A 25,000-nucleotide genomic window follows, 5' to 3' on the forward strand; every position below is an offset into this window, starting at 1 on the left:
TCGCTTCTGACATGCTTCCATAGGCCTTCAGATAAACCTCCTCATATTTCAAACTTCTCCACAGCCTTTCTATGAATACATTGTCAACCCAGCGCCCGCGTCCGTCCATGCTGATTTTTATACCGTTTTTTTCAAGAACTCCTGTGAATTCATTGGATGTGAATTGTGCGCCCTGATCCGTGTTGAAAATTTCCGGAGTTCCGAATTTCATGATTGCCTCTTCCAGGGCATCTATGCAGAAACTAACATCCATGGTGACCTCAGATGGACTGTCAAAAAGTCCAGAAACATAGCCTGTTTTTTGAAGTCAGAATTATTTACAGCCAATTTTAGAGGTATAAGGTATTACTGTGTTTTTGCCTGATTCCTTTGCCATATAAAGCGCCTTGTCAGCATTTTCGAGGAGTTCTGAATGGAAGCCTTCTATTGATGGGATCAGGCATGCGACACCAAAACAGGCGGTTACATGATCTGCAACTTTTGAGTTTTGATGAGGTATTTTGGCCGAGTCCAGACTATGTCTCATCTTTTCTGCAATAACCATTGCGCTGTCAAGACATGTGTCAGATAGAAGAATAACGAATTCTTCCCCTCCATACCTTGCACAGAGGTCATGGGGCCTGTGGACATTAGTTTTTATGAGTCTCGCGACCTTTTTGAGACACTCATCACCTGCCTGATGCCCATAGAAATCATTAAATGCTTTGAACTCATCTATGTCCATGAATATCAGTGATATAGGCGCCTGATACCTGAGCGCAACCCGCCATTCCTTGTCAAAGGCAGAATCAAAGAGCCTTCGGTTTGCAATTCCTGTCAGCTCATCTATGGTCGATATTCTTTCAAGTTCATCTCTGGAAATCGATAGTCTCAGATTGGTTATCTCTTTTATCTTGCTTCTTAGGTAATTGTATCTCTCATCAAGCTCCATTTGGTAATTCGCTACTTGGCTAATTGCTGTGGCTGTGAAGCAGACAATAATGCTGTTCATTATGTTGGCAGGCTCGAAATTATGTATCCTGTTTACGATTACAATATAAAGTATGAAGGTCGTCCAAGAGATAATAAAGGCATGCCAGAATCTGAGCCTTACGACGATGTTGCCGAACATAACCGATAGAATTATCCCTGTATGATAGTATGATGCGTTATGATGATCACTAAGGTCGTAGATGATTATGATACTGACAGTCGTTATCATGACCAGGAGGTCTACAATATACTCAAGCTTGCTGTTCAACCAGTTTTTTTTTATTGCCATCAGCAAAAGAAGCATTGATGGAGTGATAATGCAAATTCTTATTGTCCAGGCTAATTTCCAGATATCCGGGACCATCTGGATGTCTGTAAGAAGAAAAAGATTATAAAGAAAAACCGCAATTAGCCCTGTTACAAGAAAGCTTCTTTTTCTTGATTCCTGGGTATCGCAAAGAAATTGCTTTTCAATATTATCCGGGAAAAAAAGCATTGGAAAACCATTGCTCAGGCACACTTCAAATTCTTTTTCAATCCCGGAAAAGTCTTTATGTAAAGGTTGGTTTTGTATACGCGAGGGCATCTGCGCTCCTGGATTTTGCTGCCGGCTGTGTGTCAATCTGTGAAAATACACAGATATTTATATAGTATAATAAATTAATTTCCCAGTGTCTTTTGGGATGAATTTGAAAAGTGTTTTGACGGGAAAAATGGAAACGGTTTAACCAAAAAAAAAATTGGAGATTGGGGACTTTTATGCAAAGTCCCCTTTAATTATTTAACCGGCTATTATTTCAGCAGCCTTTTTAAGTGCATCTGCTATCATTTCTGGTTTTGAGCCTCCGGCCTGGGCCATGTCCGGCCTTCCGCCTCCGCCTCCGCCTACAACAGGAGCTATCTGTTTAACTATGTCGCCAGCCTTGAATTTAGCAGTAAGATTCTTTGTAACCATAGCTATCAGCATGACCTTCCCGTCAGATTCTGATGCAAGAACTATTACTCCAGAGCCAAGCTTGTCTTTGTATTTGTCAGCAAGATCTCTCATTGAAGCCTGGTCTTCCACATCAACCCTGCGGATTACGGTTTTTATTCCTGCAATTACTTTTATGTCATCTTCGATGCTGTCAAGGGACGCAGCCGCTATTTTGGATTTTAGCAGCTGAAGCTCTTTTTCTGTGGCTTTTTGATCTGCCAGGGTTTTTTCAATTCTGGAAATAAGGTTGTCCGGAGAATCCCTGAAAATAGATGCTGCTTCAAACAGTTTTCTATTTGTCTCCTGAACTGCCTTGAGTGCTCCTGAAGAAGTTACGGCCTCAATTCTTCTGATTCCGGCTGCGACGCTGGTCTCAGTAAGAATTTTGAAAAAACCAATGTTTCCGGTTCTTGAGGTATGGGTTCCTCCACAGAATTCCTTGCTGAAATCGCTCATGGATACAACCCTGACCCTGTCTCCGTATTTTTCTTCGAAAAGTGCTGTTGCCCCGGATTTGAAAGCAGCTTCAGCGTCCATTTCCTCGATTTCCACAGGAGTATTATCGCAGATTCTTTCATTCACAAATTTTTCAATGGCTTCGATGGTATCTCTGTCAACCTGGGCAAAATGCGTGAAGTCGAATCTGAGTCTTTCAGATGAAACAAGGGAGCCAGCCTGTTTAACATGGTCACCAACCAGATGGTGCAGAGCCGAGTGAAGAATATGTGTGGCTGTATGGTTAAGTGCTGTTAGTCTTCTTTTTTCTTGATCAACCATAAGCGATACTTCTATGCCGCTTGTGGCAGTTCCAGTTTTTACTTCACCCTTATGAATTACGAATCCTGTCGGGTCCTTGATTGTGTCAGTAATCTGAATCTCAAGACCGCCTTCACCCTTTATAGTTCCACAGTCACCAGCCTGTCCGCCAGATTCAGCATAAAAAGGAGTTTTGTCAGTAACGATTTCAATTTTAGTGCCGGCAGAAGCAGATTCAACCGCTTCTCCGTTTACCGCAAGAACAAGAATTTTGCCATTATCTTCAATTTTGGAATAACCAGTAAACTCAGTTGTAACCCCTGATGCTCCAAGCTCTCTGAATGCAGCTCCTGTTCCGGCAAAATGTACTTTTGATCTGGATTGTTCCTTTTGCTTGTGCATTGCTGAATTGAAACCATCCATGTCAAGGTCCAGTCCTGAATCCTTGACAACGTCCCTGACAATATCGACCGGGAATCCGTATGTATCATATAGTTTGAACATCACTTGGCCAGGAACTTCTGTCTGTCCTTTTTCTTTCATCTCTGAAAGTGTTTCGTTTAAAAGTCCGAGGCCTTTGTCCAGGGTTTCTGAAAAGCGCATTTCTTCGTTCTGGATTACATTTGTTATAAATGCGTCCGCAGCTTTAAGCTCGGGATAGGTTCCTTCCATTATGTCGAAAACGACTCTTGCAGTTTCATGGAGAAAAGGTTTTACAAGGCCGAGGTTTCTTCCGTATCTTATGGCTCTTCTCATTATGCGCCTTAATACGTAACCTCTGCCTTCGTTGGATGGTAGAATCCCGTCTCCAATGAGAAATGCCGCCGCCCTGCTGTGATCTGCGATAACCTTCATAGCCACATCAGTATTGAAAGAGGCTCCTATGGATTTTCCTGAAAGGTCAGCGACCCTATGCATTATCGGAGTGAATAGGTCCGTATCATAATTTGTTGCAACATCCTGGAGAACAGATGAAAGACGTTCAAGCCCCATGCCTGTGTCTATACTTGGCTTTGGCAGCCTTGTCATTGTACCGTTTTCGTCCCTGTAGAACTGCATGAAAACGAGATTCCATATTTCAAGGAATCTGTCGCAATCACAGTCAACTCCGCAATCAGGATTATCGCAGCTGTATTTGTCTCCGCGGTCAATGTGAATTTCTGAACACGGGCCGCATGGTCCTGTATCTCCCATTGCCCAGAAATTGTCTTTTTCACCGAGTCTGACGATTCGGTTGTCCGGAATGCCAATTTTGTTTCTCCAGATGTCATAGGCTTCATCGTCATCAAGGAATATGGAAACCCATAGCTTGTCTGTCGGAAGTTTATAGCCGTTTGTGAGAAGATCCCAGCCAAGTTCTATGGCTTTTTCCTTAAAATAGTCTCCAAAAGAGAAGTTGCCGAGCATCTCGAAGAAGGTATGGTGTCTTGCAGTATAACCCACATTTTCAAGGTCATTGTGCTTTCCGCCTGCTCGCACGCATTTCTGGGAAGTTACGGCAGTGGTGTATTTTCTTTTGTCTTCGCCCATGAAAAGACGTTTGAACTGAACCATGCCCGCGTTTGTGAAAAGCAGGGTAGGGTCGTCGGACGGAACCAGTGAAGAACTTCTGACGTGCTGATGGGCATTTTTTGCAAAATAATCTATAAAAAGCTGGCGGGTATCATTACCTGTCATTGCCATTTGGTTTCTCCGTAAGACTATGTAATATTTTTAATTCAGGATTTTAAAAACAAACCCGGATCATTATTTTCTGATCCGGGTTTTTATAAAAAAAATTGAACAAAAACAAATAGAAATGTTCTTATATCGAATTTATTTGCTATCCTCATCTTTTGGCACTTCAGTTATAGCCTGTTTATCTCCAAATCCAAGCGCTTCTTTTACTTTTGCTTCAATTCTTGAATAAGTATCAGGATTGTCCAAAAGAAATTTCTTGGCGTTTTCTCTTCCCTGGCCAATTCGTTCACTCTGATATGAGTACCATGCGCCGCTTTTTTCGACTACGTTCAGCGTGACTCCAAGATCAAGGAGATCCCCAGTTTTTGAAATACCCTCACCGTACATCATGTCAAATTCGACTTCTTTGAATGGCGGGGCGAGCTTGTTTTTTACAATCTTGACCTTGGTTCTGTTGCCCATGATATCCTGGGCATCTTTTATAGGCGTGCTTTTTCTTACGTCAAGGCGGACAGATGCATAAAACTTCAATGCATTGCCACCTGTTGTTGTTTCAGGGTTCCCGAACATGACGCCGATTTTCATTCTTATCTGGTTTATGAAGATTACGGAAGTCATTGTCTTGCTTATGGTTGCCGTAAGCTTTCTTAGTGCCTGGCTCATGAGTCTTGCCTGAAGACCCATATGGGAATCGCCCATTTCACCTTCAATTTCAGCTTTTGGGACAAGAGCTGCTACTGAGTCTATTACAAGAATATCAACAGCTCCGCTTCTAACCAGCATATCCGCAATTTCTAAGGCCTGCTCACCGTGGTCAGGCTGAGACACAAGAAGTTCTTCGCAATTTACGCCAAGTTTTTTGGCGTATGAAATGTCGAGGGCGTGTTCAGCGTCGATGAATGCGGCTATCCCACCCATTTTCTGGGCTTCAGCCACTGTATGAAGAGCTATGGTTGTTTTTCCTGACGCTTCAGGGCCATAGATTTCAGTTATTCTGCCACGCGGTATTCCGCCAATTCCAAGTGCAACATCGAGGGATATTGATCCTGTAGGGATAACAGGAATCTGCTGGATTGCGTTACTTCCAAGAACCATGATGCTTCCCTTGCCGAACTGGCGCTCAATCTGACTCATGGCTGATTGAAGGGCTTTTTCTTTTTCAGTAGTCATAAAATATGGCTCTCCTGTATTTATAAGAAATTTAATGATTTTTTGTATTTAGCTTCAATGTTTTCAATGCTGTATATTTAGCACCGTCCCGTGTAAGAGTACTCTGAAAAAGACTTACTGATTCCGCAATAAAAGGGAAGGGCGTATTACTCCCAATTTCTTCAATTACACCTGCCAGTTTCGATGGATTTATTCTGGTTTTAATCCTGGCTATTGTAATATGAGGTTTAGATGACTTTGTCTCACGTTTGATATCAAGCTTTTCGAAAAGGTTTCTGTCAATAATTCTGGATAGCTTCATGACAAGTTCTGTTTCGCCTGTAAGCCCAGCCCAGATTACTGACGGATTTATCATGCCAGGAAAGGCTCCTGCGTTTGAAATACTAAGTTTAAATGGCTCGAAATCATTTACAGAGTATTCAAGTATTTCTTTTATGCACGGAAGATTCTTTGAATCAGTTTCACCAATGAATTTAAGTGTCAGATGAATATTTTTTGTTGAAACCCATCTTGCTGGGATATTCGCTTTTTTCATCATCTTCTGGATATCCATGACTTTTTCCACAGCTGTATCTGGGATATCGAGAGCTATGAAAAGTCTTGGTTTATCAGTCATGATTAATTTATCCTTGAGTCAAATAATTCCGTTGATCAGCAAAACATTAAGCATGATTGAAGCATATATCCCAGCTCCAATGTCGTCTGCAACAATGCCCGCACCGCCTTTGAATATTGTCTCAAGATTTTTAATAGGCCACGGTTTTAAGATATCAAAGAATCTGAAAAGAACGAAACCAGCCATAATATTTGTAAAACCAGGAGCAACGCCAGAAAGAGTCACTACCATGCCTGCAATCTCGTCCAGAACTATGCAGCCGGGATCTTTTTCACCGAGAATTTTTTCGGCTTGATCGCATATCCAGATAGAAAAAAGAATCAGAGCAGCAACTGATAATGTGTTCATCCATGCAGGCATGAGCATGAATATCAAGCATATGGGGATTGCAGCAATAGATCCTGCTGTCCCTGGCATGACTGGTGAATAACCAGAATAGCAGCCGGTTGCCGCAAAAAGAATATGTCTGCTGTCGTTTAGTGTCAGTTTCATATAAGCTGAAAGTTTTTGAGTTATTGTCCCTGAAGAAGGTACTCAGCTTTGATGTCAGGATCAAAAAAATGGATTTTTGCAATTTTTGCAGATGATTCCAATATTTTTTTTATGAAAGTAAGTTCATCTTCAGGTGGATAAACTGGCGTAACCGGTCCTTTTATCCCAGCCATTTCTCCTGCCCATGCGACTGCATCGTCAAAATTGCCGAGCTTATCAACGAGTTTAAGCTCCACCGCTTCCTGACCAGTATATATTCTTCCGTCTGCAAGCTTTTTAACATATTCTTCTTCGAGATTTCTTCCCTTTGCAACATCAGAGACGAACTGGTGGTGTATTTTTGACACAAAATCCTGGAGAAACTGCTTTTCTACATCCGTCATGTCTCTTGCAGGTGATCCAACATCTTTCATATCACCACTTTTTACAACAACAGGAATGAGACCTATCTTGTCCATGATTTTTTTGAAATTGGTAAAGCCCATTATTACGCCGATGCTGCCTGTTATGGTTCCATTATTGGCCATTATTCCGTCTGTTATGCAGGCTGCGTAATATCCACCTGATGCTGCAACTGATCCCATTGAGGCGATTATTTTTTTTGTCTTTTTTGCTTTTTCTATTTCCCTGTAAATTTCCTGGGACGGGCCAACCGCACCTCCAGGTGAATCAATTCTGACCACGATAGCCTTAATTTCAGGGTCTTCGCTGAATTTTTTTATGTCTTCATTGATTTTTTTTGCATCATAAATTGGCCCGACAACCTCAACTATTCCTATGCCTGGCTTGGTGTCCATAATGCTTTTTGAGCTTTGCCCAAAATTTGAAACAAGGGCTGCAATGACAATTACAACGCCCCAGATTGCAGAAAAAATAAGAATAAAATAAAGAAAAGGGTGTCTGCGGGAGAACATGGTCGGTCACTTTATTTTTGGGTTAAAAAACATGCCGATAAATATATTAGGGAGCAGGGGATAAATATCCCGCCGCTCCCTATGAATACTTCAGTCTGTAAGTAGGCTTTGATTATTCCTTAAAAGGAATTATTTCTGACCTTCTTTTGCCTTGTGAGCTTCGCTGAAAGCTTCTCCAAAAGCTGAAGTCGATTCTTTTGCACCTGCGTTGTAATCAGCAAGCGCATCCGGATCTTCTTCCTGCTCAAGGCGTTTTATTGAAAGGCCGATTCTTCTTTCATCACTGTTGATATTCATAACCTTTGCAGTGATGGAATCGCCAGCCTTGTATTTTTCTTCGGGATTCTTGATCTTTTCACGGCTGATTTCAGATACGTGAACAAGACCTTCGATACCTTCTTCGATTTCTACAAACACACCGAAGTCAGTCACGTTTGTAACAGTACCGGTTACTTCAGTACCTGGCTTGTATCTTTCCGCAACGCTCTTCCAAGGATCAAGGGTAAGCTGTTTAACACCAAGTGAGAAACGTTCGCTGCCTTTGTCTATGTCAAGAACGATTGCCTGAACAGTATCGCCCTTCTTGTATACTTCCGAAGGATGTTTGATACGCTTTGTCCAGGATATGTCTGAAATATGAACAAGACCGTCAATATCATCATCTATGCCGATGAACAGACCGAAATCTGTGATGTTCTTGATCTTGCCTTCAATGATTGTACCGATTGGGTATTTTTCACTGATAACATCCCAAGGATTAGGCATTGCCTGTTTCATGCCGAGGGATATACGGCGGTTTTCTGGCTTGATGTCGAGAACGATTGCTTCAACCTGTTCTCCTACAGAAACGATCTTGGACGGATGACGAACCTTACGTGTCCATGACATTTCTGAAACATGGATAAGGCCTTCAACGCCTTCTTCAAGTTCAACAAATGCGCCGTAATCTGTGAGGCTGACAACTTTACCATTAACCTTTTTGCCGATGGAGTATTTTTCGCTGGCAATTGACCACGGATCCGGAGCAAGCTGCTTCATGCCAAGGGATACGCGCTCCTTCTCAAGATCGTAGGAGAGTATCTTGACATTGATTGTGTCGCCAACAGAGAACATTTCTGATGGATGCTTGACTCTGCCCCATGAAATATCTGTGATGTGGAGAAGACCGTCAACTCCGCCAAGGTCAACGAATACGCCGTATTCGGTGATGTTCTTGACGATACCCTGCATTACGCGGCCTTCTTCGATTGACTTGAGGGTCTCGCTGCGTGCATTTTCACGAGCCTGCTCGAGGATAACGCGTCTGGAAAGAACGATGTTGCTGCGTTTTCTGTTGTATTTGAGAACCTTGAAAGTGAAGGATTTGCCAACAAGTTCGTCAAGGTTTCTTATTGGACGAAGGTCAGCCTGTGAACCAGGAAGGAACGCAGCTACTCCTATATCAACAGAGAACCCGCCTTTTACGCGGCTTGTAATGATACCTTCGACAATACCGTCTTCATCGTAAATCTTTTTGATTTCTTCCCAAACTTTGATCTTGGCGGCTTTTTCTTTGGAGAGGATTACTCTTTCCTCTTCCTCGTCCCAAACTTCGATCATGACTTCAACTTCGTCACCGATCTGAACGTTGGTCTTGCCGGTCTCATCATAGAATTCATGGATGGCAATCTGACCTTCGGACTTGTATCCGACATCGACGAGAACATAGTCCCTGTCAACGGCAATAACCCTGCCTATAACAACTTCGCCCTCGCCAAGGCGGCTGAAGCTTTCTTCATACATGCGCATGAAGTCTTCCATGGTTTGGTCTTCGTTTTCATCCATAAATTCGTTGTTCATTACGTCATCTCTTTTGTTCATTGAAAGTTAGTTTCCCCCTAATCAGAATTTTATGCCGATTTTGTTCAAAAATCTGCATAAGTCCGGACTCTATATCAGCATGCGGTGAAAAAAACAATGTAAAAACATTTTATGAGGCCGGGCAAGGGGCTTTGTACCTGCAACGGTTTGGAATGCCAGAGACAAAACTATTTTATGAGCTGGTTCATCTCAAAGATCGGAAGGCAAATGGCAACCACAATGAACCCTACGACAATCCCCATGGCAAGGATCATGATAGGTTCCATGAGTGATGTGATTGTTGCGACCGTTGATTCCACCTCATTCTCGAAAATATCGGCGGCCCTTTCAAGCATTGATTCAAGATTTCCGCTCTGCTCTCCTACTGTTATCATTTGTATTGCTATGTGGGGAAGGATGGCCGAGTCTGCAAGCGATTCACCAAGGCTTTTGCCCTGTTCAACAGCTTTTGAAGCCTTTTGTACCGCCTCTGTAAAAAGCACATTATTGACAACGGTTTCAACAATTTCAAGAGATGTGAGTATGGGAACTCCATTTGCTAATAGCGAACCAAGTGTTCTTGCAAATCTGGCGGCTCCTATCTTCTGGATAAGAGTGCCTATGAGCGGTATTTTCAGCATCAAGCCGTCAATTTTTTTTCTTCCTCCGGGTTTTTCCCTTATTCTGTATAAAACAGTCGGGGTTAAGGCAATTATGCCTATCAACAGCCACCAGAAAGATCTGAAGAAATTGCTGACTGTTATAAGAAGTCTTGTGGGCCAAGGAAGCGCTTGATTCATGTCAGTAAATATGGATGTGATATTTGGAACTATATATGTCATGAGCAGGAATAGAATCAACGTGCCAATGATGCACATGAGAACAGGATATGCCATGGCTGTCTTAAGTTTCGTTGCCAGCATGTGTCTGCTTTCAATTATACTGGCAAGTCGGTCAAGAACCAGATCCAGGGTACCTGAACTTTCACCGGCCTTTACCATATTTATATACACAGGATTAAAAATGTCCGAATGTTCTTCAAGTGATCCTGCAAAGCTCTGGCCTTCTTCAATGGCTTCCTTTATCTGGGAGATTTTTTTTTGAAAAAAAGGATTGCTCAGTTGAGCTATCAGGGCGCCGATTGCCGAAACAAGAGGGAACCCTGACGCAATGAGGGATGCAAGCTGTCTTGTAAAAATGGCAAGTTCGGATGTCTTCACGCTTTTTGAAAAAAAAGAAACCTGCTTTATTCGTTCAATGGTTTTTTTCTTTTCTGATTCGGCTTCTATTACAGATACAGGATAAAGCCCAGTGCTTTTAAGTCTTGATTTTGCAGCCGAGAGGCTTTCGGCATTTATGATCCCTTTTGTTGTCTTGCCTTTTCCGGTCAGGGCGTTGTATTCATATACAGGCATGGTAATTGTAATCCGGTTTATAGTATCTTTATATGCTTTGGTTTTAATAAACTTTTGAAGATATATTTCAAAAGTTTTGAATTATGACAAGGCTGCAAAAAAAGCGAGGCCGTAATAGTCGGCCTTTTTTTTGTTATTCCGGCATATTTTTATTTTTCAGATATATCTGGATTTCGGCTCCTGGTTTTCACCGGGGCAGGCCCCGCAGGAATGACGGGGATCGGGCATTTTTTGCGAGCACATCAAACTTAGATCGTGGGTAAGACTTTATTATCCAATATTTCTAAGTTTATTCTTAACAGAAACGCCTACCTTCAGGCGAATAAACGCATTACTACAGGTTTATAATTCCATGTCAACAGCTTGCATGGATATTGTCTTTTTTGTCAGGCATTGATAAGGAGGAAAAATGGTGGAAGACAGCAAGGTTTTTTTTCAGGGGCAGTTTATTATTGCCATGCCAGGGCTGGTGGATGAAAATTTTTCCAATTCTGTTGTATGTATAAGTGAGCATAAAAATGAAGGTGCTCTGGGGTTCATAATAAATAAACCGCATCCTTATATCGTTTGCAGGGATGTCTTTGATGAACTCGGAATAGAATGCACAGAAAAATCAGGAGGGGTCCCAGTTTATATTGGCGGTCCTGTTCAGCCTGACAGGGTTTTTATCCTTCATGCCGGCCCATTTGCATGGGAGGGCTGTTTCAGATTTCCTCCCGGTCTTGCCGTAAGTAACACCACTGATATTATAAAAGCTATTGCAGAGGGTGAAGGCCCTGAAAAATATATGTTTTTTCTCGGCTGTGCCGGGTGGGCGGAAAACCAGCTTGAACAGGAAATAATTCATAATTTCTGGCTGACAACACCTGTTGATCAGGAAATTCTTTTCGAATTTGCACCCGAGCACAGATGGAGAGAGGTCATCGAGAGAATGGGTATAAATCCGGCTCTGCTGAGTTCGGATTCAGGGACTGCCTGAATCATTTAGAATCTCTAATGATTCATTTATGCTTGTCCGTTGTTTGATGATTCCATGACTTCTTCTGATTTTTCCTTTGGCCTCTGCCTGATTTTCTTTTTTTTCAGGCATGTTCTGTCTTTTCTGGAAAAGGCACAGATCTGGGGATTATAGTATTCTTTGCAATTTTGCGGATTAGTTATTGGGCACTCGGAATGTTTTGTAGGCATTTTTTTTAGTTTCAAGAAAGTTCGGACGCTGATTGCTTTAATAAGCTTAAAAACCATACCACAAAAGGATTTGATTGACAAGGAAGCTTATTTTTGAGCGAATAAATACATGTTAACAGGCTGCTGGATTACGTTTTTTGAACGTTTAACAATAAAAATTCATATGGCGTTTTGGGATTGATGCAAAGATGAAGACATATCACGGAGTCAAGGAAGAAATACTGGCAATAACCGAAACACTTATCAGCCTTTTGGAGACCGTATCTGAATACCAGATTTCTTCTACGGTTCCAACGGCCTGGATGGATACATGTCTTCTTCTGAGGCGGCATCTTAATGAAGAAATTTTCAGGGTCGCGGTTGTTGGAACGATTAAGTCAGGAAAGAGCACTTTTATCAATTCCCTTTTCGGAGCTGATTATCTTAAAAGAGGCGCAGGCGTAATCACTTCCCTTGTGACCAGAATGAAGAGTTCAAAAGAGGGCGTTTTAAAAGCAACGGTTTTTTTCAAGAATTGGGAAGAGATCAACAGCGAGATGAAGTACTCAATGAATCTTTTTCCTGCAGGAATTCTTGACGATATACGGGAGTCCTTTGACATCCGTTCCGAATCAAACCGTAACGAACTCAGAAAAGCTCTTGGCGCCCTTGATTCCGAAAGGCTTATTACAGGTGACACTAGAAATGTTAATGCGGTTTATTTAAATTCATACCTCAGCGGCTTTGATAAGGTGAAGGATGTAATATTTGATCAGGACCCTGTCATTGTATACAAAGAGGATGCTTTTCATGACCACAGGCAGTTTACCGGCAATGAAGTTCTCGCAGTTTATGTTAGGGATGTGGAGCTGGAGATAGGTTCGCCCGGTCTTGAACTTCAGCCCGGTATAGAAATAGCCGACTGTCAGGGAAGTGATTCACCAAACCCCATACATCTTGCCCAGGTTCAGGATTATCTGAATCAGGCCCATATGCTTGTTTATGTCATCAGCAGCAGAACCGGTCTGAGGCAGGGCGATATAAGATTTCTGAACATAATAAAAAAAATGGGGCTTTCAGAGAGCTCGGTTTTTGTTGTTAATGCTGATTTTTCAGAGCACGAAGGTATCAACGACCTAAAAGCCATAGTTGACAGGACTAGTGAAGATCTTGCCTTGATCAATTCAGAACCTTCCGTTTTTACAGTATCAGCCCTTCATAATCTTTTCAGTGAAAACCCCCGGGGTCTTTCAGAGAAAGACAGAATGAGGCTGTCCCAATGGGATATGGAAAATGAGCTTGTGGAATTTTCCAGGGCGCAGACCAGAGAATTTTTTGACTTTTTCCAGGCATCATTAACAAGTGGAAGATATGGACTGCTTCTAAATAACCATCTTGATCGCCTCAGGGGGGTTACGGGAAGTCTTGCAGGCTGGACAGAGGTGATCAGGGATGTCCTGTCCAGGGATTCTTCAGGTGTTTCGAAAATGGTTGCAAATATAAATTTGCACAAGGAAAAGATGGGCCGCATAAGCGGGCTTGTGAGAAGCACGCTTGACGGGGCTATTCAGAAACTTAGAAAAGATCTGAAATCAAGTGCGGAAGGTTTTATGAGTGAAGGTCATGGCGGCCTTCTTTATGAAATCAGGGATTATATCAACAGCTACAGCATATCCTTTGAAGAATATGAGGACAGACTGGCTCTGACAACTTTCCAGAACGTTCTTCATGTCGCGTATCAGGAATTCAAACAGAAACTTGATACATTCATGACAGAGCAGATCAATCCAAGGATCATGAATTATGTCAGGGAAAAAGAAAGTGAGATTGCTGCATATTTATTGGCGGCTGTTCAGCCTTATGACGTGATGATACAGGATGCATTAAGTGAATATGAGTCAGCCATGGCCGGACTTGGGTTGAAACTGCCTGTGCAGATGAAAAGCCATCTTACTGCCCCGGATATGGATTCCATTAAGTCAATAAGCGGAATCAAGCTTCCTTCTGCAGTCGCACTTATAAGGTACAGTGTTAAAGTAAAGACCGAGGCTTCGGCGAGGTTTGGCTTTTACAGATCCCTTACAATGATCAGAAATTTCTTTAAAAAGGAAAAAGAGACATCCAAGGATAAGGATTATTTCAGGGCACTTAAGGGCGCTTTATCCAGCCTTAAAAAAGAGACTGATGAAAATGTTAGCTTCCATTTCAAGAGTTATAAAGAAAACCTTAAATTTCAATATCTTCTGAAATTATCCGACGTGATTGCCGATTCCATTGAAAATGAGATTTCCGCAAGATTCATGTCCTATGCAGACGGGCTTTCGAAAATTGATGAAGTTATGGGTGAAACCATAGCTGATCGTGAAAAAATAAGGGAGCTTCTTGAAGGTTCGGGGAATGAGGCCCTTGATATTGTAAAAAGGATAGATGCGCTTAGCGAGAGCCTTGATGATAAATTTTTCGCTGCTCTTGAAGCATGATCATCGAAATATTTGAAATCATTATTTGACAGAGCCTCAAAAAATCCGGTTTCAGTCTTTCCGGCGGGGCCTGTCCCTATGAAAACCGGGAACCTTAATCAGGAACTAATTGAAAATACCGGATGCCGGATCAATTCAGGCATGACGCCGGAATTTTTACCTGTTTTTTGCGAGGCCATCGTTGTTTTACTGGAATAGTTTATTTTTTAAGGCTTGGAGCTTGTCTTTTGGGGGAAAAATACACAGTCATTTTATGACTTTGCCGGGCTGTTTACCCGGCATTGTTTATGGATGAAAAGCGACCTGATTTTTACCGTTTTTCTTTGCTATATAGAGATTCTCGTCGGCTTTTTTTATGAAATCGGCTACTTCCATGTCAGGTTTCAGATATGCGACTCCAAAGCTGGCTGTTGCTCCTATCATAACGCTGCCTGCTTTTACTTTAGATTCAGAGAGCTTGATTCTGATTCTGTCGGCAAGCTCGGCCGCCATCTCAGGAGATGTCTCAGGAAGCACAACCGCAAATTCCTCTCCGCCGTATCTTGCAATAAGGTCACATGATCTGATGTTGTTTTTGACGGTCAGGGATATGCTTTTGAGTATCTCATCCCCGGTCTGGTGGCCATATGTGTCGTTGATCTTTTTAAAATCATCTATGTCAAAAAGAAACATAGAGATGGCTTTTCCATATCTTTTTGCGTTTGAAACATAGTGGCTTATCTGTCTTTCGAAATCGCCCCGGTTTGATATGCCTGTCAGGCCGTCTATGGACGCTTCCTGCTTGAGCTGTTCAATCTCCAATTGAATCGAAACCGTATTCTTGAATGATTCAATTAGCAGGTTGATTATCTCCATATGATAAGGGAGAATATGCCTGCCAGGAGTCAGATATATTCGGGCATCAAGATGTGGCAGGGCTATTTTGAAAATTTTTGTTTCCTTGCTTTCAATATCAAGCTCGGCAAATCTTGTGAAGCTTTCATCCCTGTTCTTTATTGTCATGTAGATCAGACCTTTTTCCGTTGACATGCCAGAGTCTTCCTCGAATATTTTTTTCATATATTTCTCATAATATTCGGGTTCAATCCATGCCATGACATTATTCTTGTTGGTGCCCTGGATGAAAAAGGCGAACAGATTGTAATCAAGAATCCTTTTCAAGCCAAACGTCATATGCTCAAGTGCCTCTTCAGGATTTTTGGAGGCTTGTATCTGAAAAATTGTATGGCTAAGAATCTTGTAGTCAATATTACGGATAACCCTTAGGCCCGCATTTATTGTACCCGATAATTTTTTTAAACTTGTTTTCCATATTTCTTTCATATTTGTTGCCCTCCTGGGCTTTATGAATAAGCAATAGCCGTGCCATAATTTTTTTTGTTATTTTCCTGGTTTGCTATTGAGCTGAAGGATTACGTTATTATTATTAGGAAGCTGTACTTGCGGAGATAAATTATCCGTGCTTTCAATATGAATTTTTAAATTGCTTTGAGATCTTCAAGCGGGTATTGATTACCGCTAATAATTTTATTTTTTTTGGAGTATTGCCATGACAATGGAAACTAAAAACGATGTTCTTGAACGAGTTATCGAGCAGAAAAAGCCTCTTTGCCCACACTGCAATTTGGAGATGAGTATTTGGGAAGTGCCGCCAATGAGCTTCAGTGACGGACTCGGCTGGGGTGCTCCATATCTTTTTGTATGCTTTAATGACGAATGCCCGCCTTTTAAGGCTGGCTGGGATCATATATATGAAAATTACGCATATAGAGCTTCTTATAGGTGTATGTGCGAGCCTGCATCTCCTGATAAATTTGATTTTCTTCCGGTTTTCAGTGCGGAGGGCGGGTCAAATCAGATAGTTGACGAGAATGGCGTTAATTCCCAAAAAGCCATAGAAGAGTCCATCAAAACGGGGTTTTCTACCTTGGCAGATTGCTATGTAAACAAGGACTTTGTGAAGATTCTGCAGATGATGCTTGATCCTTCAGAACCAACAAGGGTCAGGATCAAAGCTGCCCAGATGATGGGCGATCTGGTAGATGAAACCGAATTCATTGAGCCCATTAAATTCCATAAATACGGCAACCAAAAGCTTCAGGAAGCAGCTGATGAAGCTGTTAAGAAAATTCATGAGAGATGCTTTACGAGGGAGTGCCCTTATTGTGCGGAGATAATCAAGAAAAGGGCTAAAGTATGCAAACATTGCGGCAAGGATTTGACGGAGTAGCGTCAATAAATCTGACATAATCAACTGTATTTGTAGCTGAGGGGGAAAATGGCTGACCAGGAAATCAGTTTTGATGGTTTTGTTGAAGGATGGAGTGACGACTCGGGTGGTGTCAAAAAAGCTCTCTTGAGATTCAGGAACAATCTTGAAAAACAAGAGGGTGTTGTTTTTGATTTCAAGGCAAGACCAGGGGTAAGCTATTCTTTAAGGGCAAAACATATAAATCAGAAGAATCGCTCTTTGTTTGTTATGATAGATGTCGTTGACGATGATCCTGAAGCAAGATGGATTTCCATGTGCTTTTATGGCGATCTGATCACAGATCCTGAAGAACTTGGCGATCTTGTTCCAGGAGGACTTCTTGGAGAAGACGGACATTGCTTTGATTTCAGCGAATGGTCGGATGATATGGCGGATTATCTTGAAACAAGACTCGCAGAAGCAGCAGATAATGCTTCAAAGTAAAAATACCGGGGGGGCAGCTTTCTGCTCCCTTTTTTTTGTAATAGTGGCCATGATTTGGTCGTATTGACGATAAATGCCTGCCTTGTAGAGTTTAAGGGACGCATTGGATTGCGCTTGCATGGTATTTCGCAGCAGATTATATTTATTCCCTTAATGATTTAGGATTCAAAATTGACAAGGCCGCAAAAACTCAGATTCCTGTCATTCCGGCGAAGATCTGAATCAGGAAGTGGTTGAAAAACACTGGACTCCTGATCAAGTCCGTCATGACGCCGTTGCCTTTTTTTAGTTTTTGCGAGCCATCAAAATTGTTAAAGGTATTTTTTATTAATAAAACTCCAAATTATCATTCAAGACTTGGATCCTTTGCGCCTGGGACTGATTTCGTTGTCTGCCCCAAATTTTGCAAACGTCTATAATGACTCCTCAATTAGTGTTGTGGCGTTTTCCTGCATGTTTGAACAAACATGTTTTTTAGATTTTCAATAAAAGATCTTATTTGTTTGAGTTTTTTTTCAGTTTGGTGTTTTATGGCTTTCTGCTTAAAAAGCTTGATTGTCTGCAGAAAACAACTTTTCAATAAAGGAAAGGCTGATGTTGTTAAATTTTTTGGCCCGTATTTTTGGCGGTAACAAGAGTGGGCGAGTAATCAGAAAGATAGAACCTCTGGTTCTGGATATTAATATACTTGAGCCAAAATACCAGGCAATGAGCGATGAAGAACTCAGGGGGCAGACTGAAATATTCAAAAACAGACTGGCTGGTGGTGAAACGCTTGATGATCTTCTCATAGAAGCTTTCGCAGTAGTAAGGGAAGCAGGCCGCAGATCACTCAATATGAGACATTTCGACTGCCAGCTCATCGGTGGTGTAGCCCTTCATACAGGCTCCATAGCGGAAATGAAGACCGGTGAAGGTAAAACCCTTGTTTCAACCCTTCCTGCTTATCTGAATGCCCTCACAGGACGGGGTGTTCATATAGTAACGGTGAATGATTACCTGGCAAAACGTGACTCAGCATGGATGGGCAAGCTTTACAATTATCTTGGCATGAGCGTCGGTGTTATTGTTCACGGGATGGACGACCAGCAGCGAAAAGCAGCTTATGCAGCAGATATTACATACGGAACCAATAACGAGTTTGGCTTTGACTACCTCCGTGATAACATGAAATATTACCATCAGAATCTTGTTCTGAGGGATCTTCATTACGCCATAGTGGACGAAGTTGACTCCATACTCATAGATGAGGCCCGAACTCCTCTTATTATTTCAGGGCCAACAGGTAAATCCACCGGTCTTTACACAGACATAGATTCTATTATTTCCTTTCTTAAAAAAGATGTGGATTATACGCTCGATGAGAAAGCAAGAACCGTTTCCCTCACCGAAGATGGAATTTCAAAGGCTGAGGAACTTCTTAAGATAGAAAATCTCTACGATCCTAGAAATATAGAAACCATACATCATCTCAACCAGGCGCTTAGGGCCCACAGTCTTTTCAAAAGGGACGTCGATTACATCGTTAAGGACGGCGAGGTTGTAATTGTAGATGAGTTCACAGGCCGGCTTATGCCGGGAAGAAGATTCGGAGAAGGTCTGCACCAGGCTCTTGAAGCAAAGGAAGGTGTCAAGATTGCCCAGGAGAATCAGACCTACGCCTCCACGGCATTCCAGAATTTCTTCAGAATGTATGACAAGCTTGCGGGCATGACCGGAACCGCCCTCACGGAAGCCGAAGAATTCAAGAAGATTTACAAGCTTGATGTTATCTGTATTCCTCCTAATATGCCAATGATCAGAACTGATCTTCCTGATGTCATATATAAAACCAAAAAGGAAAAATATGACGCCGTTGTCGAGGAGATAATCGTAAGAACAAAGACTGGGCAGCCAGTACTTGTCGGAACAGTTAATATTGATGTTTCTGAATACATAAGCTCACTTCTTGTAAAAAAAGGAGTTCGCCACTCAGTCCTTAATGCCAAACACCATGAAAAAGAGGCTGAAATTATTGCCATGGCCGGGCAGAAGGATACTGTCACAATATCGACAAACATGGCTGGACGAGGAACTGACATTGTTCTCGGGCCCGGAGTTGTCGAACTTGGCGGTCTTCATATTATTGGTACTGAGCGTCATGAAAGCAGACGCATTGATAACCAGCTCAGAGGACGAGCAGGCAGGCAGGGCGATCCAGGTTCGTCAAAATTTTATCTTTCCCTTGAAGATGATCTTCTCAGAATATTCGGTGGCGACAGAATTACTGCAATTATGGAGAAGATGGGCCTCCAAGATGGTGAGCCAATTGAGCATAATATGATTTCAAGGGCCATTGAAAATGCTCAAAAGAAGGTTGAAGGCCACAACTTTGACATAAGAAAATACCTGCTTGAATATGACGATGTAATGAACCAGCAGCGCAACCTTATATATAGCCAGAGGCGTCAGATTCTGACAGATCCCGAGCTTGAGCCTTTTGTGGAATCCATGATTGAGGAGAGGGCAGTCAGGATAGTTGCAGATCATGTGAACGACGACGATCCTCGCCACTGGAATCTTGAAGGACTGAAGGACGCTATTAACGCCCAGTTTAATTTTGTGATAGACTTCACAGAGTCTTCACCAAAGAGCAGGGAAGATCTCGAAGACTTCATAACCGAGAGTGCTATCCATATTTACAGGGAAAAAGCGGACAAGGTCGGCCCTGAATTCAATAATATCCAGCGTTTTGTCATGCTTGAATCCATTGACGGACTCTGGAAAGATCACCTCCTCAGAATGGATCATCTCAAGGAAGGTATTGGCCTCAGGGGGTACGCCCAGGAAAATCCTCTTATTGTGTATAAAAAAGAGGGGTTTGCGATGTTTCAGGAGATGGTTTCCCACATTTCCGAAGAGCTTCTCATGTTCCTTTTCAGAATGCAGATAAGGCCACAGCAGGCTGAAGGTGATGGCTCTTTTGAAGACATGCACCAGCCTGAGGAGCAGAGACTTATTTATTCAAGGGGCAGTGACAGTGATGATGAAAAGAAAAACACACCTGTTAAACGCGACCATGACAAAATAGGAAGAAATGATCTGTGTCCATGTGGTAGCGGCAAGAAATATAAAAAGTGCTGCGGATAGACCGAGTTTATATTTTCTTGATCTTATAGATATGAATTAATAAAGAATGGCGGAAAAGATGATCTTTCCCGCCATTCTTTTTTTGATAGATGCTCTGTCCATTTTGGCTGTGGAAAGTTTTATTGCTTCAATAACCATTATTTTTTGTGGCTTTGTCTTATTTTCAGCTTGAGCGCCTTCGGCGAGTCGCTTTTTGTAAAAAGCTCCGCAAAAACTTTATGATTATGTCAGATGCTTGGAAAACAATACTTTCGATATTTTTGTAAATCATTTTTTTCAGACCAGACAGTCATACTGAAAATAGTACATAGCCATTTTATTTTTTTGAAAAGAATGAGCTCAGGCGGTTGCTTTTTGGAAAAAAACTTTCAATTATATAAATAATAAGTTGTTATTATTATAAAAAAAATAAATTTTTTGAGGGGACTTAAGGAGCTTTTTACAAATAGTTCTTCAAGAAAATAAACAAAAATAATTTATTCTACATATTTCAACATTTAACTGGAATATAGCCTATAAAAAACATTACATTTTAATAGTGTTTGTGCATTTTCAACTTATACTAAAAGTGTTATTTTATTTTTATAGAGAAATAACCATATGTGGGACTAAAAATGATATGCGAGTCAGAGGGTAGCAAGTATGACAGAGTATAATCCTGGATTCCAGGGGGAAACAAGCTTAGAACAACGTCAGGATCTTAAAGAACCGCCAATGTTCAGAGTACTCTTGCATAATGATGATTATACAACCATGGAATTTGTTGTGGATATTTTAATGAATGTTTTCCACAAAACCCATGAGGAATCTATTCAGATAATGCTCAAAGTTCATCAGGAAGGCGTTGGCGTTTGCGGTATTTATACTTATGATATAGCCCAGACAAAGGTTAATGCCGTATTGAGACTTGCAACCGAGCATGAATTTCCACTTAAGAGCACATTGGAGCAGGTATAGCAATGATAAGCAAAACTTTAAGCGCTACATTGGGATTCGCGGTTCGTGAAGCCAAGAAGAGGCGTCATGAATATGTATGTTTGGAGCATGTGCTTTTTGCGATACTGCATGATACCTCTGGCATAGATATTGTTGAAAACTGCGGTGGCGACATCGATACAATAAAAAAGAATCTTGAAGAATACTTCAACACCCGCCTTGAAGTAATGCCTGAAGGAAAGGATTATGTTCTTCAGCAGACCGTTGGTTTTCAAAGAGTTATTCAAAGAGCCGTGTCGCATGCCAGATCAGCGGAAAAGACTGAGATAAATGTTGGGGATGTCCTTGCTGCAATGTTTCAGGAACAGGATTCCCATGCAGTATACTATCTGATGAATGAAGGCGTAACAAGACTTGGAGTTCTTCAGCATATCTCCCATGAGATTAGCAGCGGAGAAGAGCACAGGGAAAAGCCTGAACAGCCCGACCAGCAGGGCGAAGATGCCATGAAAAAGGTTAATCCTCTCAAGGCTTTCACTGTCGAGCTTGTTGCCAAAGCTGAAAAAGGAGAGCTTGATCCTCTTATCGGCCGTGATCCCGAAGTTGAACGTGCTATACATGTTCTTTGCAGAAGAAGAAAAAACAATCCTGTATTTGTTGGTGATCCCGGAGTTGGAAAGACTGCCATTGCAGAGGGAATTGCCCAGAGAATTAATGACAGGACTGCGCCATCTATTCTGCATGATGCTAAGATTTTTGCCCTTGATATGGGGTCTGTTTTAGCCGGAACAAAATTTAGAGGTGATTTTGAGCAGAGACTGAAAAAGCTCATTTCTGCTCTTCAGAAAGTTCCTAAGGCAATTCTTTTCATAGATGAGATTCACACGATTGTTGGCGCCGGAGCTACAAGCAGCGGTTCTCTAGATGCTTCCAACATACTTAAACCGGCTCTAACATCAGGGAGTATAAGATGTATTGGTTCAACAACCTATGAAGAGTTTAAAACCCATTTTGAGAAAGATAGGGCGCTTGCGCGACGATTTGAGAAAATTGAAATTCTTGAGCCAAGCATTCCTGAGGCTGTTGAGATTCTCAAAGGACTTAAGTGGTGCTACGAGGATCATCATCATGTAACTTATTCGGACGGAGCGCTTGATGCGGCTGTAAATCTATCGGCCAAATACATTAATGACCGTTTTCTTCCTGATAAAGCCATAGATGTTATAGATGAAGTTGGAGCATATATAATGCTTTCAACCAAGAAGAAAAAGACCGTGGATGTCGAGGATGTTGAGAGAGTTGTCGCAAAAATGGCAAAAGTTCCTGTCAGAAGTGTCGCGGGTTCGGACAGACTAAAGCTTTCCGGGCTTGAAGCCAGACTTAAGAAAGTTGTTTTTGGTCAAAATACTGCCATACAGGCAATGTGCACAGCGATAAAACGTTCAAGGGCAGGACTTGGTCCTTCCGAACGTCCGGTCGGTTCTTTTCTTTTTACAGGACCTACAGGAGTTGGAAAAACAGAAGTCGCAAAACAGCTTTCTGCCCAGCTTGGCATCCATTTTGTCCGTTTTGACATGAGCGAGTATATGGAAAAGCATTCAGTGGCGAGGCTTATAGGTGCTCCTCCAGGATATGTCGGTTTCGAGCAGGGAGGCCTTCTTACAGATGAAATAAGAAAGCATCCTCATTCTGTGCTTTTGCTTGATGAAATTGAAAAAGCCCATCAGGACATTTTCAATATACTTCTACAGGTAATGGATCATGCAACGCTAACTGACAATAACGGTAAAAAGGCTGATTTCAGAAATGTTATTATTATCATGACCAGTAATGTCGGTTCCAGAGAGATGAGCTCAAAATCCATAGGTTTTGGGGATACCTCAAGAGACATGAATGAAAAAGGAAAAGGAGCGATCAAAAATCTTTTCAGCCCTGAATTCTTGAATCGTCTTGATGATATAATAACATTCAACAGTCTTAATCCTGAAATCATGGGCATGGTTGTCGATAAATTCATGGATGAGCTGAGACTCCAGCTTACAGAGAAAAAAGTTCATCTGAGGCTTCTTGCAAAGGCGAGGGATTATCTTGCCAAGAAAGGTTATGATGAGTCTTATGGCGCAAGACCTCTTGGAAGGCTCATTCAAACAGAAATCAAAGATGTACTTTCAGATCAGCTTCTTTTCGGAGAGCTTGAGAATGGCGGCAAGGTAACCATTGGCCTGAAGGATGAAAAGCTCTCGTTTTCTTATGCCAATTGATTTTTTAGATGCTAATTGAGCCGACTTTAATGTCGGCTTTTTTTTTATAAAAGAGCTATGCCCGTTTTTTATCTTTCTGAAAATAAACAGACCTTTCCCCCTCCATTTCTTGCTGACCAGACTGGTCTTCTTGCCGTAGGCGGAGATTTGAGTGTGCAGAGACTTATAACCGCATATTCTTCGGGGATTTTTCCTTGGTATAATGAGGATGAACCTATCCTATGGTGGTCGCCTGATCCGCGTCTTGTACTTTTTCCTGATGAGATTCATATTTCAAGAAGTCTTGCCAAGGCCATCAGAAAAAATGTTTATGAGATAAGCGTTGACAAAGCTTTTAAAGATGTGATCACAAAATGCAGGGATGTTCATACTGAAACCAAATCAGGCACCTGGCTTGTTGACGAAATGCTTGCTGCTTATGTGCTGCTTCATGAACTGGGATATGCACATTCAGTGGAAGCCTGGAAAGGTGAAGAGCTTGTTGGAGGTCTATACGGTGTGTCCATTGGAAAATGCTTTTTTGGCGAATCCATGTTCAGTACTTCTGACAACTCATCCAAAGTGGCTTTTGCTGTTTTTACTAAATGGCTAGCTAAAATGGATTTTGAAATCATTGACTGTCAGGTGGCTACAAAATATCTCTCAAGCTTCGGGGCAAGGGAGATACCGAGAAAAGAATTTCTTGGCCTTCTTGAAAAAACAGTTGTGAAGCCTGGAATTATTGGACGCTGGACCTCTCTTTTCAATGAAGAAAAATAGGTTATGTTCCATGTAACTGTTGAAAACCGAAATCATGCTCCTTAGCTTAGCTCTTGATTTTTTGGGACTTTTTGTAAAAAATTCCCCAAACTCCTATTAATTGAACTCTTCTGTTAGATGAAAGGTCAAAGGCCGCTTTTTGAAAAAAGCTTAGCAAAAACTTTTCGGTTATGGATTTTTTTGCTTGAAAATATATGTTCTCAACTCGTTAAAAAAACATAAAAAGTTTTGGTAAAGGTCTGGAAAACCCTTTTCCAGTAATAATGCAATAACAGAACAGGATTGCCATCCAAACGACCTGACTGGTTTTAAATGTTCAAGCTGTGACATTGATGAGTATGTATCCGCTCCTTTTCAATATATAGAAGTTTTAATGGCTATATACTATTTTCAGTATGATTGTCTGGTCTGAAAAAAGTGATTTACAAAAATATCGAAAGTATTTTTTTTTCAAGCATCTTAGATAATTAATCATAAGTAAACCCCCGGCTCTGCCGGTGGACTCACAGAGTTTGACAGATCCTGGAATAAGAAGAAGTCTCCAATAACTGAACCGCCTAAAGTTCAAGTTAAAGGAGACTTCAATGAGCGAGAGACAAAGCCTAAGCCATAGTACCTGGGAATGCAAGTATCATGTAGTATGGATTCCAAAGTATAGAAAAAAGACTATTTATGTAGAATTGAGGAAATATTTGGGAGATGTATTTCGAGATTTGGCCAGACAAAAAGAAAGTGCAATATTG

General features: G+C 41.6%; 18 protein-coding genes and 1 pseudogene. 9 read left to right on the forward strand and 10 right to left on the reverse strand.

Features of this window, described 5'->3' with window-relative positions; genetic code table 11:
* The 9 genes and pseudogenes from K245_RS0116450 to gspF form a co-directional block, all read right to left on the reverse strand.
* Nucleotides 1-256: pseudogene (locus tag K245_RS0116450) on the reverse strand (transposase); the annotation flags it as partial.
* A 57-nt stretch (nucleotides 257-313) separates the two neighbouring features.
* Complete coding sequence (locus K245_RS26885) at nucleotides 314-1,558, reverse strand: GGDEF domain-containing protein (protein ID WP_051284257.1); 1,245 nt, start codon at nucleotides 1,556-1,558, stop codon at nucleotides 314-316.
* Between the two features lie 195 nt (nucleotides 1,559-1,753).
* The gene (gene alaS / locus K245_RS0116460) at nucleotides 1,754-4,381 is read right to left on the reverse strand and encodes an alanine--tRNA ligase (RefSeq protein WP_027360116.1); all 2,628 of its coding nucleotides are present in this window, start codon (nucleotides 4,379-4,381) and stop codon (nucleotides 1,754-1,756) included.
* A 138-nt stretch (nucleotides 4,382-4,519) separates the two neighbouring features.
* Entirely contained in the window at nucleotides 4,520-5,554 is a 1,035-nt protein-coding gene (gene recA / locus K245_RS0116465; protein WP_027360117.1) for a recombinase RecA, read from the reverse strand.
* A 31-nt stretch (nucleotides 5,555-5,585) separates the two neighbouring features.
* Complete coding sequence (thpR, locus tag K245_RS0116470) at nucleotides 5,586-6,170, reverse strand: RNA 2',3'-cyclic phosphodiesterase (protein WP_027360118.1); 585 nt, start codon at nucleotides 6,168-6,170, stop codon at nucleotides 5,586-5,588.
* Between the two features lie 18 nt (nucleotides 6,171-6,188).
* A complete protein-coding gene (locus K245_RS0116475) occupies nucleotides 6,189-6,662 on the reverse strand; it encodes a phosphatidylglycerophosphatase A family protein (protein ID WP_035277448.1) in 474 nt (157 codons plus the stop codon).
* Nucleotides 6,663-6,682: 20 nt separating this feature from the next.
* The gene (sppA, locus tag K245_RS24980) at nucleotides 6,683-7,576 is read right to left on the reverse strand and encodes a signal peptide peptidase SppA (protein WP_051284259.1); all 894 of its coding nucleotides are present in this window, start codon (nucleotides 7,574-7,576) and stop codon (nucleotides 6,683-6,685) included.
* 129 nt (nucleotides 7,577-7,705) lie between these two features.
* Nucleotides 7,706-9,436, reverse strand: a complete 1,731-nt coding sequence (locus K245_RS0116485; protein ID WP_027360120.1) for a 30S ribosomal protein S1 — start codon at nucleotides 9,434-9,436, stop codon at nucleotides 7,706-7,708.
* A 167-nt stretch (nucleotides 9,437-9,603) separates the two neighbouring features.
* On the reverse strand, nucleotides 9,604-10,830 hold the full coding sequence (gspF, locus tag K245_RS0116490; protein WP_027360121.1) for a type II secretion system inner membrane protein GspF: 1,227 nt from the start codon (nucleotides 10,828-10,830) through the stop codon (nucleotides 9,604-9,606).
* 409 nt (nucleotides 10,831-11,239) lie between these two features.
* Between gspF and K245_RS0116495 the strand changes: the two genes are divergently transcribed.
* Together K245_RS0116495 and K245_RS0116505 are read left to right on the forward strand one after the other, a co-directional pair.
* On the forward strand, nucleotides 11,240-11,809 hold the full coding sequence (locus tag K245_RS0116495; protein ID WP_027360122.1) for a YqgE/AlgH family protein: 570 nt from the start codon (nucleotides 11,240-11,242) through the stop codon (nucleotides 11,807-11,809).
* Between the two features lie 397 nt (nucleotides 11,810-12,206).
* Nucleotides 12,207-14,477, forward strand: coding sequence for a dynamin family protein (locus K245_RS0116505; protein ID WP_027360123.1), 2,271 nt, complete (start codon nucleotides 12,207-12,209; stop codon nucleotides 14,475-14,477).
* A 285-nt stretch (nucleotides 14,478-14,762) separates the two neighbouring features.
* On the opposite strand, the gene K245_RS26890 is transcribed toward K245_RS0116505, so the two are convergent.
* Nucleotides 14,763-15,800, reverse strand: coding sequence for a GGDEF domain-containing protein (locus K245_RS26890; protein ID WP_051284261.1), 1,038 nt, complete (start codon nucleotides 15,798-15,800; stop codon nucleotides 14,763-14,765).
* A 226-nt stretch (nucleotides 15,801-16,026) separates the two neighbouring features.
* Between K245_RS26890 and K245_RS0116520 the strand changes: the two genes are divergently transcribed.
* From K245_RS0116520 to K245_RS24990, 7 genes are all read left to right on the forward strand, one after another.
* Nucleotides 16,027-16,707 carry a zinc ribbon domain-containing protein gene (locus K245_RS0116520; RefSeq protein ID WP_027360125.1) on the forward strand — a complete coding sequence of 227 codons (681 nt, stop codon included), beginning with the start codon at nucleotides 16,027-16,029 and terminating at the stop codon, nucleotides 16,705-16,707.
* Between the two features lie 48 nt (nucleotides 16,708-16,755).
* Entirely contained in the window at nucleotides 16,756-17,172 is a 417-nt protein-coding gene (locus K245_RS0116525; RefSeq protein ID WP_027360126.1) for a hypothetical protein, read from the forward strand.
* A 594-nt stretch (nucleotides 17,173-17,766) separates the two neighbouring features.
* Entirely contained in the window at nucleotides 17,767-20,301 is a 2,535-nt protein-coding gene (secA, locus tag K245_RS0116535) for a preprotein translocase subunit SecA (RefSeq protein WP_027360127.1), read from the forward strand.
* 642 nt (nucleotides 20,302-20,943) lie between these two features.
* Entirely contained in the window at nucleotides 20,944-21,258 is a 315-nt protein-coding gene (locus K245_RS0116545) for an ATP-dependent Clp protease adaptor ClpS (protein WP_027360128.1), read from the forward strand.
* 2 nt (nucleotides 21,259-21,260) lie between these two features.
* Nucleotides 21,261-23,498, forward strand: a complete 2,238-nt coding sequence (clpA, locus tag K245_RS0116550) for an ATP-dependent Clp protease ATP-binding subunit ClpA (protein WP_027360129.1) — start codon at nucleotides 21,261-21,263, stop codon at nucleotides 23,496-23,498.
* A 57-nt stretch (nucleotides 23,499-23,555) separates the two neighbouring features.
* Nucleotides 23,556-24,257, forward strand: a complete 702-nt coding sequence (gene aat / locus K245_RS0116555; protein WP_027360130.1) for a leucyl/phenylalanyl-tRNA--protein transferase — start codon at nucleotides 23,556-23,558, stop codon at nucleotides 24,255-24,257.
* 584 nt (nucleotides 24,258-24,841) lie between these two features.
* Nucleotides 24,842-25,000 (forward strand): transposase (locus tag K245_RS24990; RefSeq protein ID WP_035277391.1); only part of this gene is annotated, 159 nt, incomplete at its 3' end.

Source organism: Desulforegula conservatrix Mb1Pa (genome assembly GCF_000426225.1).
Classification (GTDB): domain Bacteria; phylum Desulfobacterota; class Desulfobacteria; order Desulfobacterales; family Desulforegulaceae; genus Desulforegula; species Desulforegula conservatrix.